Source organism: Vibrio sp. SSH13-20, assembly GCF_040104475.1.
GTDB lineage: Bacteria > Pseudomonadota > Gammaproteobacteria > Enterobacterales > Vibrionaceae > Vibrio > Vibrio harveyi.
This window is the reverse complement of record NZ_JBECOU010000005.1, coordinates 290,415-303,499: the sequence shown is the minus strand read 5'-3', so window position 1 is coordinate 303,499 and position 13,085 is coordinate 290,415. Positions and strand designations below refer to the sequence as shown.

General features: G+C 45.5%; 10 protein-coding genes. 9 read left to right on the top strand and 1 reads right to left on the bottom strand.

Annotation, left to right across the window (positions count from 1 at the left end; translation table 11 throughout):
- Positions 1-504: 504 nt before the first annotated feature.
- From leuA to ABMY42_RS16555, 5 genes are all read left to right on the top strand, one after another.
- On the top strand, positions 505-2,052 hold the full coding sequence (gene leuA, locus ABMY42_RS16575) for a 2-isopropylmalate synthase (protein ID WP_005450461.1): 1,548 nt from the start codon (positions 505-507) through the stop codon (positions 2,050-2,052).
- Positions 2,053-2,141: 89 nt separating this feature from the next.
- Complete coding sequence (gene leuB / locus ABMY42_RS16570) at positions 2,142-3,233, top strand: 3-isopropylmalate dehydrogenase (protein ID WP_005450462.1); 1,092 nt, start codon at positions 2,142-2,144, stop codon at positions 3,231-3,233.
- A gap of 111 nt (positions 3,234-3,344) precedes the next feature.
- A complete protein-coding gene (leuC, locus tag ABMY42_RS16565; protein ID WP_053049222.1) occupies positions 3,345-4,763 on the top strand; it encodes a 3-isopropylmalate dehydratase large subunit in 1,419 nt (472 codons plus the stop codon).
- A gap of 10 nt (positions 4,764-4,773) precedes the next feature.
- Positions 4,774-5,376 carry a 3-isopropylmalate dehydratase small subunit gene (gene leuD / locus ABMY42_RS16560; protein ID WP_005450464.1) on the top strand — a complete coding sequence of 201 codons (603 nt, stop codon included), beginning with the start codon at positions 4,774-4,776 and terminating at the stop codon, positions 5,374-5,376.
- A gap of 133 nt (positions 5,377-5,509) precedes the next feature.
- On the top strand, positions 5,510-6,292 hold the full coding sequence (locus ABMY42_RS16555) for a DUF547 domain-containing protein (RefSeq protein ID WP_277204633.1): 783 nt from the start codon (positions 5,510-5,512) through the stop codon (positions 6,290-6,292).
- A gap of 136 nt (positions 6,293-6,428) precedes the next feature.
- On the opposite strand, the gene djlA is transcribed toward ABMY42_RS16555, so the two are convergent.
- Positions 6,429-7,289, bottom strand: coding sequence for a co-chaperone DjlA (djlA, locus tag ABMY42_RS16550; protein WP_009698850.1), 861 nt, complete (start codon positions 7,287-7,289; stop codon positions 6,429-6,431).
- A gap of 269 nt (positions 7,290-7,558) precedes the next feature.
- Between djlA and lptD the strand changes: the two genes are divergently transcribed.
- The 4 genes from lptD to rsmA all read left to right on the top strand — a co-directional run bounded on the left by lptD (position 7,559) and on the right by rsmA (position 13,043).
- A complete protein-coding gene (lptD, locus tag ABMY42_RS16545) occupies positions 7,559-9,904 on the top strand; it encodes an LPS assembly protein LptD (protein ID WP_005450467.1) in 2,346 nt (781 codons plus the stop codon).
- Positions 9,905-9,965: 61 nt separating this feature from the next.
- Positions 9,966-11,249, top strand: a complete 1,284-nt coding sequence (gene surA / locus ABMY42_RS16540; protein ID WP_005450468.1) for a peptidylprolyl isomerase SurA — start codon at positions 9,966-9,968, stop codon at positions 11,247-11,249.
- Positions 11,239-12,237, top strand: coding sequence for a 4-hydroxythreonine-4-phosphate dehydrogenase PdxA (gene pdxA / locus ABMY42_RS16535; protein ID WP_274877092.1), 999 nt, complete (start codon positions 11,239-11,241; stop codon positions 12,235-12,237). The genes surA and pdxA overlap by 11 nt, the downstream gene beginning before the upstream one ends.
- On the top strand, positions 12,234-13,043 hold the full coding sequence (gene rsmA / locus ABMY42_RS16530; protein ID WP_005450470.1) for a 16S rRNA (adenine(1518)-N(6)/adenine(1519)-N(6))-dimethyltransferase RsmA: 810 nt from the start codon (positions 12,234-12,236) through the stop codon (positions 13,041-13,043). Before pdxA ends, rsmA begins: the two co-directional genes overlap by 4 nt.
- Positions 13,044-13,085: the final 42 nt, after the last annotated feature.

Below are 13,085 nucleotides of genomic sequence, written 5' to 3'. Positions count from 1 at the left end.
GGTAGATACAACCGTTCTACTATAAATCGCTCTGCTGAATTTATGCCAACCAATTGCCTCCTTTGTGTGATAGCTCGCAAAGCATGCAGTATCAAAACAATGAGAAGAAGATGGTGAGCGTGATCTTAGTCGCGGCAATAATTGTTGTAGCACAAACATCTCCCCTTTCTTCACATTGAAGACGTCCATCATTGATAGAAGATTAATTCACCTACTGATCCGATATGAATAAAAAATCAACTTTAGGGTTGACGTGCTCCATTGAGTGCGGTACTAATTTGTTAACTTAATTTTGTGGAATGCTTAACAACTATGTCAGCACGTTTTTCTATCCTGCTTAGCCTCCTCCTGATCGTGACCAGTTCGCGCGGGTAGGCTGTGGAAGAAAAATAACCACACCAATTTCTTAGAAACCCGCATGCAAATGCGGGTTTTTTTATATCTAAATACCGGAAGTAAACGATTAACTTGCGCGAAAGTGCAAAAATCATGAAGGAAGCAAACATGAACGATCAGGTCATTATATTCGACACCACATTGCGTGATGGCGAACAAGCGTTGTCAGCAAGCTTGACGGTTAAAGAAAAACTGCAGATTGCCTATGCGCTTGAAAGGCTGGGCGTTGATGTTATCGAAGCGGGTTTTCCTGTCTCTTCACCAGGTGATTTCGAGTCCGTACAAACCATCGCAAAACACATAAAAAATAGCCGAGTTTGTGCCCTTTCGCGTGCCGTTGCGAAAGACATCGATGCCGCCGCTGAAGCACTAAAAGTCGCTGATGCTTTCCGAATTCACACCTTCATCTCCACTTCGACTGTTCACGTTCAGGACAAACTTCGCCGCAGCTACGACGATGTGGTTGAAATGGGTGTTAAAGCAGTAAAACACGCACGCAATTACACCGACGACGTCGAGTTTTCTTGTGAAGACGCAGGGCGCACTCCAATCGACAACCTATGCCGCATGGTTGAAGCCGCTATCGATGCGGGCGCAAGCACCATCAACATTCCAGACACCGTTGGCTACACAGTACCAAGTGAGTTTGGTGGCATCATTGAAACCCTATTCAACCGCGTACCCAACATCGACAAAGCCATCATCTCTGTGCACTGCCACGATGACTTAGGTATGTCAGTCGCAAACTCTATCGCAGCCGTCCAAGCAGGGGCACGACAAGTAGAAGGCACCATTAACGGTATCGGTGAGCGTGCAGGTAACTGTTCTTTAGAAGAAATCGCGATGATCCTAAAAACACGCCAAGAATTCATGGGTGTGCATACCGGTCTAAAACACGACGAAATCCACCGCACCAGCAAGTTGGTTAGTCAGCTATGTAACATGCCAATTCAGAGCAATAAAGCGATCGTTGGAGCCAACGCATTCAGCCACTCTTCAGGCATTCACCAAGATGGGATGCTAAAGAACAAAAACACTTACGAGATCATGACGCCTGAATCGATCGGTCTTAAAAACCAAGCTCTGAACCTAACCAGCCGCAGTGGTCGTGCAGCCGTGAAAAGCCACATGGATTCAATGGGCTACAAAGAAGAAGAATACAACTTAGATGCGTTGTACGAGGACTTCTTGAAGCTTGCCGACCGTAAGGGGCAAGTATTTGATTACGATCTAGAAGCCCTAATGCACTTCTCAAACTTGCGTGAAGAAGATGATTTCTACAAGTTGAACTACCTAAGTGTGCAATCAGGCAGCGTAATGGCGACCACCAGCATCAAGATGCAATGTGGTGATGAGGAAACGTGTGAGGCTGCAGTCGGCAATGGTCCGGTTGATGCGCTATACCAATGTATCTACCGCGTGACAGGTTACGACATCGTTCTAGACAAGTTCGACCTAACGGCAAAAGGTGAAGGTGAAGATGGTCTTGGTCAAGCAGACATCATCGCCAACTACAAAGGTCGTAAGTACCACGGTACCGGCGTTTCTACCGATATCGTAGAAGCATCTGGTCAAGCGCTATTACACGTCATCAACAGCATTCATCGTGCCGATAAGATTGAAGAGATGAAGCAAAAGAAAATCGCGACAGTTTAATGTGATTCATTGGGGTCTGATTCACATCTCAGACTCCAACCAAATTCGTTTAGATAAGCTCAAAAATTTAGAAATATTAAAGGATTAACATGACAGACAAATCATACAAAATTGCCGTTTTACCTGGCGACGGTATCGGCCCAGAAGTGATGGCGCAAGCGCATAAAGTGTTGGATGCAATCGAAAAGAAACACGGTATTGCATTTGAGCGTGACGAGCATGATGTTGGTGGTATTGCGATCGACAATCACGGCTGCCCACTTCCAGAAAGTACAGTCAAAGCGTGTGAAGAGTCTGATGCCGTCCTATTCGGTTCAGTAGGTGGACCAAAGTGGGAGCACTTACCACCAAATGACCAACCTGAACGTGGTGCCCTACTTCCGCTACGTAAACACTTCCAATTATTCTGTAATCTTCGTCCAGCACAGATCCACTCTGGTCTAGAAGCCTTCTCACCACTTCGTGCAGACATCTCAGGTCGTGGTTTTGACATCGTGGTAGTACGTGAATTAACTGGTGGTATCTACTTCGGTCAACCGAAAGGTCGTGAAGGTGAAGGCGCAACAGAAAAAGCATTTGATACCGAGGTTTACCACCGCTTTGAGATCGAACGTATCGCAAAAATTGCGTTTGAATCTGCACGTCTACGCCGTAAGAAGGTGTGTTCAATCGATAAAGCGAACGTTCTGCAAAGCTCAATCCTATGGCGTGAAGTGGTAGAAGAAATCGCAAAAGATTACCCAGATGTCGAGCTGTCACACATGTACATTGATAACGCAACAATGCAGTTGATTAAAGACCCAGCTCAGTTTGACGTAATGCTTTGTTCAAACATCTTCGGCGACATCATTTCTGATGAGTGTGCAATGATCACTGGCTCAATGGGTATGCTGCCTTCAGCAAGCCTAAACGAAAGTAAATTTGGTCTGTACGAGCCAGCAGGTGGCAGTGCACCCGATATCGCAGGTAAGAATATTGCTAACCCTGTGGCGCAAATCCTATCAGCAGCACTGATGCTGCGTTACAGCCTAGGTGAAGAAACTGCGGCGCAAGACATTGAAGCCGCAGTATCAAAAGCACTTTCAGCTGGGGAGCTAACGGGCGATCTTGCTGGTGACAACCCTGCGCTTACAACATCTGAGATGGGCGATAAGATCGCTGAGTACATCTTAAACTCATAATACAGAACAGATTCATAATAAATACTAAATCCTCTATCCACCAATGACTTACCTCTCAGTCATTGGTGCTAAAACAAAGCGACAAGGATAACGAGGAAAGGAAGCAAACCAATGGGCAAAACACTATACGAAAAAGTCTACGACGCACACGTTGCCGTCGCAGCAGAAGGGGAAAACCCAATCTTGTACATCGACCGTCATTTGGTACACGAAGTGACGTCTCCGCAGGCATTTGACGGCTTGCGTGAAAAAGGTCGTAAAGTGCGTCAGGTCAGCAAAACTTTTGCGACTATGGACCACAACGTTTCCACGACGACAAAAGACATCAATGCTTCCGGCGAGATGGCCCGTATCCAGATGGAAACGCTATCGAAAAACTGTGAAGAATTTGGCGTTACGCTTTACGACATTAACCACAAATACCAAGGCATTGTGCATGTAATGGGACCAGAACTTGGCATTACGTTACCGGGTATGACCATTGTTTGTGGTGACTCACATACCGCAACTCACGGTGCATTTGGTTCACTTGCATTTGGTATCGGTACTTCAGAAGTGGAGCACGTGCTAGCAACTCAAACGCTAAAACAAGCACGTGCAAAAACGATGAAAATCGAAGTGAAAGGCAAAGTAGCTCCGGGCATCACTGCTAAAGATATCGTACTTGCCATTATTGGTGAGACCACCGCTGCTGGCGGTACAGGTTATGTCGTCGAGTTCTGTGGAGAAGCCATCACTGATCTTTCCATGGAAGGTCGTATGACGGTATGTAACATGGCGATTGAGCTAGGCGCAAAAGCAGGCTTGATTGCACCAGATGAAACCACATTCGATTACATTAAAGGTCGTAAGTTCTCGCCACAGGGTGCTGAATTTGATGCGGCAGTGGAATACTGGAAAACCTTAAAAACAGATGATGATGCTCAGTTTGATGCCGTAGTAACGCTGAACGGTGCAGACATCAAGCCACAAGTCACTTGGGGCACAAACCCAGGTCAAGTAATCGCTGTAGACCAGCCCATCCCAACACCAGAGAGCTTTGCAGATCCAGTAGAAAAAGCCTCTGCTGAAAAAGCGTTGGCTTACATGGGACTTGAAGCTGGTAAGTCGTTATCAGATTACAACGTCGATAAAGTCTTTGTTGGTTCTTGTACTAACTCACGAATCGAAGACATGCGTGCAGCAGCAGAAGTAGCGAAAGGTCGTAAAGTCGCAGGGCATGTTCAAGCTCTTATCGTTCCGGGCTCAGAACAAGTAAAAGCCCAAGCTGAAGCGGAAGGCTTAGACGTTATCTTTAAAGAGGCAGGATTTGAATGGCGTCTACCGGGTTGCTCAATGTGTCTGGCCATGAACAACGACCGCTTGGGTCCCCATGAGCGTTGTGCGTCAACATCAAACCGTAACTTTGAAGGTCGCCAAGGTCGTGATGGTCGCACCCACTTGGTTAGCCCTGCTATGGCAGCGGCAGCGGCAATCGCTGGTCACTTTGTTGATATTCGCGAATTGACTTCTTTTGAGAACCAGGACTAGGAGAGAACAGATGTCAGGTTTTAAACAACACACAGGCTTAGTTGTTCCTCTAGATGCAGCGAACGTAGATACCGATGCCATTATTCCTAAGCAGTTCCTACAAAAGGTATCTCGTCTAGGTTTTGGTAAACACTTGTTCCATGACTGGCGTTTCTTAGATGATGCTGGCGAACAGCCAAATCCAGAGTTCGTGATGAACGCTCCGCGCTACCAAGGCGCTTCTATCTTGCTAGCACGAGAAAACTTCGGTTGTGGATCTTCTCGTGAGCACGCCCCTTGGGCATTAGCCGATTACGGCATCAAAGCGATGATTGCACCTAGCTTTGCCGATATTTTTTACGGCAACTCCATCAACAACCAGATGGTACCTGTTCGCCTTACAGAACAAGAAGTGGATGAAATATTCCAATTTGTTGAGGCTAACGAAGGCGCTGAAGTGGAAGTGGACTTAGAAGCTAATGTCGTTCGTGCTAACGGCAAAGAATATGGTTTTGAAATCGACACCTTCCGTCGTCATTGCTTACTGAACGGTTTAGACAATATCGGTCTGACCCTTCAACACGAAGATAAGATTGCTGAATACGAAGCGAAAATTCCAAGCTTCTTAAGCTAATTCAAATCGAGATTGAAACAAATACAAGGTTGGCTTATGCCAGCCTTTTTTCTTTTATTTTCATTACCTCAGAAAGAAACTACTTCTTCTACAGGTCTACACTATCAACAAGGTTTAACCCAAAGGTTCAATTATGAAGCGTCTATTATTGATATTGTGTGCCCTCGCCTCTTTCTCCGCTTTTTCTGCGCCGAAATCCGATTTGTGGCCGTATTGGAAGCAATCGAATCAAGCCAACAAAACACAAATTTCTCACCAAGAATGGCAACAACTATTAGACCGCTATTTGGTTGAGCAGGATGAAAACACGTTATTTCGCTATAACCAAGTTTCAGCAACGGATAAAGCGAAGTTAAAACAGTACATCCAACGCTTAGCCAAACTCGATCCCCTACAATACAATCAAGCAGAGCAATACGCGTATTGGGTTAACCTTTATAACGCCATCACCGTTGACCTAATTTTGGATAACTACCCTGTTAAATCCATTACGAAACTAGGCGGGCTATTTAGCTTTGGACCTTGGGGAGACGAAGTTGTGGTGGTGAATGGTAAAGATTTGACTTTAAACGACATTGAACATCGTATTTTGCGTCCAATTTGGCAAGATCCGAGAACACACTATGCAGTGAATTGTGCAAGCTTGGGATGTCCAAATTTACAAACTCAAGCATTCACCGCTGAAAACACGCAAGCGCTACTCGACTCTGCAGCCAAAACATTTATTAACAGTAGTAAAGGTGTATCAATTAAAGGTAATTCAGCGCAGCTTTCTTCCATTTATGACTGGTTTGCTGAAGATTTTGGTGGTGAGGAACAAGTATTTAATCACATTGCTCAATATGCTCCGCAATACCAAGGCTTTTCTGGAAAAGTAAAATACGAATACGATTGGAATTTAAATCAAGCCAATTGATGGGGACTGGTAGGTCTATACGCTTTTGGATCATGCTAACCCGAAAGCTCGAAACCATCACCAAACCAAAGACCAGACAGAAACTAAAAAAGGGCACTAGGTGCCCTTTTTATTGAGATTTGATAAGAATACGCGCTTATTTAAAGCCCTTCACCTTTTTGATCAGATCGTACGCGTTTTGAATTTCCTGCGACTTTTCTTTCGCAACGTTCATCATCTCTGGTGGTAGACCTTTTGCCATCAATTTATCTGGGTGATGCTCGTTCATCAATTTACGGTAAGCACGCTTAACGGTTTTACCGTCTGCATCTGAAGACACATCTAGAATTTTATAGGCATCGGCCAACTGGTCTGCTTGTGACGCTTGCTGCCACCCTGCACCTGAAGATTGATACTGACCTTGCTGCTGACCATGGAAGCCACCTTGGCTTTGGAAACGGAAAGCCGCTTCTTGCATATTGAGACGTCGCTCTAGCTGTTCGGAAGAGAAACCAAGACCACGAGCAATTTTATGTAGAACACTGCGCTCACTCGGATGAATAGAACCATCGGCAAATGCGGCAGAAATTTGTAACTCTAAAAAGAATTGCAGCAAATCAAAGCGACCGGCTGAAGAAATCTTCACTCGGACCAATACTTCTTCCAGTGGAAAGTCGCTCTCTTTGCCTTCTCTGAATGCATCTTGGGCAGCACGGCGTTGCTCACCATGAAGGCTCATGCGGTCCATCATCGTTGAAGCAAGTTGAATCTCTTCTTTCGTTACCTGCCCTTTGGCTTTAGCCACATGTCCCATTACTGCGAATGCTGCTTTAAAAAATTCTTCCTGACGTTGAGCTTGGCTTGGACCTTTACCAAAACCGCCAGTAGAAAACCCCGCTTGACTCAAACGACGTGCTTTATCGAATTGGTGACCGATAAATAGACCAAACAATAAACCGAATGGACCTCCGAGTAACAAGCCAAAAAAGGCACCCAATATTTTGCCAAAAATATGCATTATGTGTTCTCTATCAATGAATTTTTATCGACGACGGCGGTCTTATAGTGCCGGACGCAACGATTTCCTTTATGATAATGGAATTAGTTTTTTTACGGTCAGGCTATTTCGCCTGCTTATCTTTGCAGCTATTTTATATCGGCATTATGCCACAGCGAGTCCATGCTCTGGGATAATTGCAAACTATAGTTGATTCATTTGGCTATAAAGCTAGGGTACAACAAGCCCTATAGCCATCGAGTAGTAGTGACACAGGAAAGTTCAATTCAATGCAACATTTCTCCCGCACATTTTTAGCGGCCTCTATCAGCACCGCCTTGTTTGTACCCACCACTCAAGCTGAAGCGAATATCAATGATAGTGTGCAGGAAATGCCCATCACAGATCAATGTTTGGTCGAGACAAGTGGTGAGGAGGACGCGCTAAATTCCCCAGTCGTAGTACAAGCTGATAGTCTTCAGGCGATCAATGGCGACAAAGCCCAATACTCCGGCAACGTAGAAGTGACGCAAGGACCAAAGAAGATTACTGCGGATAGCGTGACACTTCATCAGCAAGACAATGTAGTGGTAGCGGAAGGTAACGTAACCTTCAATGACGGTAAAGTGAAGGCGCGCTCTGATCGTGTCACCAACGACATCAACCGAGATACCTTCTCGCTAGAAAATACCGACTACCAATTCCTTTGCCAGCAAGGTCGAGGTACCGCAGCGTATATCGCACGTACGGGTCAATCCGTTTATGAGCTGGAAGACGGCTCTATCACATCATGCCCTCAAGGCGATAACTCTTGGCGATTAGTCGCATCAGGTATTGATGTCGACCAAGATGAAGAAACCGCTACACTGCACCACCCTCGTTTTGAAGTATTGGACGTTCCCGTTTTTTACGTACCGTACTTAACAATGCCAATTGGTGATACGCGTAAGACAGGTTTCCTATTCCCTTCTCTGTCGTATGGCTCCAACGATGGTATGGAAGTTGAGATTCCATTCTATTGGAACATCGCGCCTGAGTACGACATGACGATTACCCCGTTATACATGCAGAAGCGTGGTAACAAGCTCGACGCTGATTTTCGTTACCTAACCGATGGTTGGGGACAAGGTGAAATCAAAGGCGAGTACATGAACAGCGACAAGAAGTACAACGACGAGTCGCGTTGGGGTTACCAGTTCAAACATGAAGGCATCATCAACAAACAATGGTTAGTCAACTTAGACTACTCCAAAGTCAGCGATATTGATTACTTCCGAGATCTCAGCTCTGATATTGGTAACCGAGAAGATGGTCAGTTGCTTCAAGAAGGTGAAGTACAATACCGTTCGAATTTCTGGGATGCATCACTGCGAGTTCGTGATTTCCAAATCCTACTTCAAGACGAGAACCAACCATACCGTCTGCTGCCTCAGTTGGATTTGAACTACTACACACCACTCATGGGCAATTACGTTAACTTTGACGTGAAGAGCCAAATCAGCCGCTTTGATACTGATGATACAGCTAAGCCCGATGCAACTCGTGTTCACGTAGAGCCAGGTCTTACTATCCCGCTTTCGAACTCATGGGCGACATGGACTACAGAAGCTCGTGTCCTATCGACATACTACTCTCAAGACTTAACAGGGCTAACAGATACTAATTTACGCAACCAGCTTGATGAAAACGTATCACGCGTCATCCCAGAGTTCCGTACGCATGCACGTATGTATCTAGAGCGTGACACTAGCTGGATTGAAGGCTACACACAAACGCTAGAGCCTCAGTTGCAGTACTTGTATGTCCCTGAAGAAGATCAGACGAACATCTACAACTACGATACCACCTTGCTGCAAACTGACTACTATGGTCTATTCCGCAGCCGTAAATACAGTGGCATTGATAAGATCGCATCAGCAAACCAGTTGAGTTACGGTGCAAGTACTCGATTCTTTGATGATGACTATAAAGAGCGCCTCAATATCTCGTTTGGTCAGATCTACTACTTCGATAAGAAAACCAAGATCAGTAACAGTCCTAGCGTGCCAGATGAGACCTCAAACTACTCATCTTGGGCAATTGAAACAGACTTCAACTACAACGATTACCTGTTCTACCACGGCGGTATTCAATACGACATTGATTTGAGCGCAATGCAGCTTGCTAACAGCACGCTGGAATACCAATTCAATGGTGGTTTTGTTCAAGGTAACTACCGTTACGTCACTCGAGAATACATCGAAGATACGATCATTCTCGAAAACCTAGATACGATCACTCGTAAGGGGATTTCACAAGCGGGTATTGTAGCAGCTTACGAGTTCAACCCAAGCTGGTCTGCAAGTGGTCAGTACTACTATGACCTGAATGAAAACATTGATATGGAATGGTTGGCGAGCGTGCGTTACCAATCTGACTGTTGGTACTTTGGTTTGACATATTCCAACCAACTGCTTGGCTGGGATGAAAAAGCCATTGGCAGTGCTGGCGCATCACCAAAATACGAAAACAACATCAGCGTAAACTTTGGTATTCAAGGTTTTGCAACCAACCAACGAGCTGATACTGCGGCGAAAGAGCTTGATGGCTCAGACAACGCAATCAAATACGGTCGTCCATTCTATTTGAACAATTAATCAAATTAGGCGTCTTAAACAATAGCAAGACGCTTAATCTATATTACTGACGGAATTTTTAATGAAAATTTGGAAATCACTCTTATTCACCGCGCTACTTTCTTGTGGTGTAACCGCTGCGCCAGTAGAGCTTGATAAGGTTGCGGTTATCGTTAACGACGGCGTAATTCTTCAAAGTGACATCGATACTGCGATGAAGACGCTTCAGGCAAATGCTCGTCAAAATGGCAAGAGCCTACCTTCAGCAAGTGTGCTGAAAGACCAAGTGGTAGAAAAACTGATCATCGACACACTACAAGGACAGGAAGCTGATCGTATTGGCGTCCGTATCGATGACAACCGTCTAAACCAAGCAATTGCGGAAATTGCTCGTAATAACAAGCAGACCGTAGAGCAACTTGCAGCATCTGTTCAAGCTGAAGGTCTAAGCTACCCAGAGTTTCGTGAACAGATCCGTAAAGAAATTGCGGCTTCTGAAGCTCGCAATGCGCTAGTGCGTCGTCGTATCAATATTCTTCCTGCTGAAGTAGACAGCCTTGCCGACCAACTGGCAAAAGAAACCAATGCAACCGTTCAGTACAAAATTGGTCATATTCAACTTCGCTTCTCTGATGATAAAGACAAGTCAGAAGTAGAAGCCGAAGCAAAAGCCTTGGTTAAGAAACTAAAAGACGGTGCTGACTTCTCGGAAATGGCATACACCTATTCAAAAGGTCCAAAAGCCCTACAGGGTGGTGATTGGGGTTGGATGCGTAAAGAAGAAATGCCGACCATCTTTGCAGACCAGATCAAAATGCAAAACAAAGGTAGCATCATTGGTCCATTCCGCAGCGGCGTAGGCTTCCACATCCTAAAAATTGAAGATGTAAAAGGTCTTGAAACCGTGGCAGTAACAGAAGTAAATGCTCGCCATATCCTAATCAAACCGACGGTAATCCTAAGTGATGATGGTGCGAAGAAAGAGCTAAATGACTTTATTCGTCGTATCAAGGCAGGCGAAGCGACCTTTGCTCAGTTGGCGACACAATACAGCCAAGACCCTGGTTCAGCAGCGCAAAATGGTGAGCTAGGTTACCAAACTCCTGACCTATACGTGCCAGAATTTAAACACCAAGTAGAAACACTACCGATCGGCTCAATCAGTGAACCATTTAAAACGGTACACGGTTGGCACATTGTTGAAGTTCTAGACCGTCGCCAGGTAGACCGCACGGATTCAGCGATGAAGAACAAAGCATACCGAATTCTATTTAACCGTAAGTTTAATGAAGAAGCTGGCGCATGGATGCAAGAGCTACGCGCAAGCGCATTCGTTGAAATCGTGGATGATAATGATGGCAACTAATTCGATTCGCAGAATCGTCGTAACCGCAGGGGAACCTGCGGGTATCGGTCCCGATTTGGTGCTCGCCTTGTCTAAGGAAGACTGGGCACACCAAATCGTCGTCTGCGCAGACAAAAACATGCTGTTGGAACGTGCCGCACTACTCGGCGTTGATGTTCAACTGACTGATTACAATCCAGAAGAAGCACCCAAAGCCCAAAAAGCGGGTACCTTGATCGTTGACCATATCGAAATGGCAGAGAATGTCATCGCTGGTCAACTCAATGAAGCTAACGGTCACTACGTATTAAAAACACTAGAAAGAGCCGCTTTGGGCTGTATGAATGATGAATTTGATGCTATTGTCACCGGCCCTGTACATAAGGGGGTGATCAATCGCTCAGGCGTTGCTTTCAGTGGTCATACTGAATTCTTCGCCGAGAAGTCCAACACACCGTTGGTCGTGATGATGCTGGCAACTGAAGGACTGAGAGTAGCACTTGTCACTACGCACATTCCTTTGGCTTACGTATCAAAAGCCGTCACGGAAGAGCGATTAGAAAAAATCATCGATATTCTTCATAAAGATCTTGTAGAAAAATTTGCCATCTCGCAGCCAAACATCTATGTTTGCGGGTTAAATCCACATGCGGGAGAAGATGGCTGTTTGGGTCGCGAAGAGATCGAGACCATCACTCCGACATTGGAAAAGATTCGACAAGAAAAAGGAATCAATCTGATCGGTCCATTACCGGCAGATACCATTTTCAATGAAAAGTATTTAAACGATGCTGATGCTGTTTTAGGCATGTACCACGACCAAGTGTTGCCAGTATTAAAGTACAAAGGCTTTGGTCGTTCAGTAAACATTACTCTTGGTCTACCTTTTATTAGAACCTCGGTGGATCACGGTACTGCATTAGAACTGGCAGGGACAGGTCAAGCGGATACAGGGAGCTTCCGAACAGCGCTCACGCATGCGATAGAATTGGTAGAGAAGAAACAATGAGAAATGATGTCCATTTAGGACACAAAGCGCGTAAACGTTTTGGTCAAAACTTCCTGAACGATCCGTACATTATTGACGGTATCGTATCAGCAATTAACCCAAGACCAGGTCAAAACCTGGTTGAGATCGGCCCGGGTCTAGGTGCAATCACCGAACCTGTTGGTCGCGAAGTCGACAAGTTCACGGTGATCGAATTGGACCGTGACCTAGCAGAACGTCTACGCAACCATCCTGAATTGGCAGATAAGCTTACTATCCATGAAGGCGACGCGATGCGTTTCGACTTCACTCAACTGGTGAAGCCAAACAACAAGCTGCGTATCTTTGGTAACTTGCCATACAACATCTCTACACCATTGATGTTCCACCTATTTGAATTCCATAAAGACATTCAAGATATGCACTTTATGCTTCAAAAAGAAGTAGTAAACCGCTTGGCAGCAGGTCCGGGTAGCAAGGCTTATGGTCGTCTAACGGTCATGGCGCAGTACTACTGTAAAGTAGTACCAGTGCTAGAAGTGCCACCAACCGCTTTTGTTCCGCCACCGAAAGTAGACTCAGCTGTTGTTCGTCTAGTACCTTACGAAGAACTTCCATGCCCAGCTAAAGATCTACGTTTGCTGGAGCGAGTATGTCGTGAAGGCTTTAACCAACGCCGTAAAACAGTACGTAACTGTTATAAATCTCTGCTCAGTACAGAGGTGTTGGAAGAGCTTGGTATCAACCCAGGCATGCGTCCAGAAAACTTGACGCTACAACAATTCGTCGCCATGGCGAACTGGCTCGCGGATAACCCGCAGCACTAAGAACTCAAACGATAAGCCAAACCCTTGCCGGTTTGGCTTATT

What these genes read in the sequence shown, in the direction of transcription:
- leuA (WP_005450461.1), top strand. Translation starts at nt 505, where the DNA reads ATGAACGATCAGGTCATTATATTCGACACCACATTGCGTGATGGCGAA.
- leuB (WP_005450462.1), top strand. Translation starts at nt 2,142, where the DNA reads ATGACAGACAAATCATACAAAATTGCCGTTTTACCTGGCGACGGTATC.
- leuC (WP_053049222.1), top strand. Translation starts at nt 3,345, where the DNA reads ATGGGCAAAACACTATACGAAAAAGTCTACGACGCACACGTTGCCGTC.
- leuD (WP_005450464.1), top strand. Translation starts at nt 4,774, where the DNA reads ATGTCAGGTTTTAAACAACACACAGGCTTAGTTGTTCCTCTAGATGCA.
- ABMY42_RS16555 (WP_277204633.1), top strand. Translation starts at nt 5,510, where the DNA reads ATGAAGCGTCTATTATTGATATTGTGTGCCCTCGCCTCTTTCTCCGCT.
- djlA (WP_009698850.1), bottom strand. Translation starts at nt 7,289, where the DNA reads ATGCATATTTTTGGCAAAATATTGGGTGCCTTTTTTGGCTTGTTACTC.
- lptD (WP_005450467.1), top strand. Translation starts at nt 7,559, where the DNA reads ATGCAACATTTCTCCCGCACATTTTTAGCGGCCTCTATCAGCACCGCC.
- surA (WP_005450468.1), top strand. Translation starts at nt 9,966, where the DNA reads ATGAAAATTTGGAAATCACTCTTATTCACCGCGCTACTTTCTTGTGGT.
- pdxA (WP_274877092.1), top strand. Translation starts at nt 11,239, where the DNA reads ATGGCAACTAATTCGATTCGCAGAATCGTCGTAACCGCAGGGGAACCT.
- rsmA (WP_005450470.1), top strand. Translation starts at nt 12,234, where the DNA reads ATGAGAAATGATGTCCATTTAGGACACAAAGCGCGTAAACGTTTTGGT.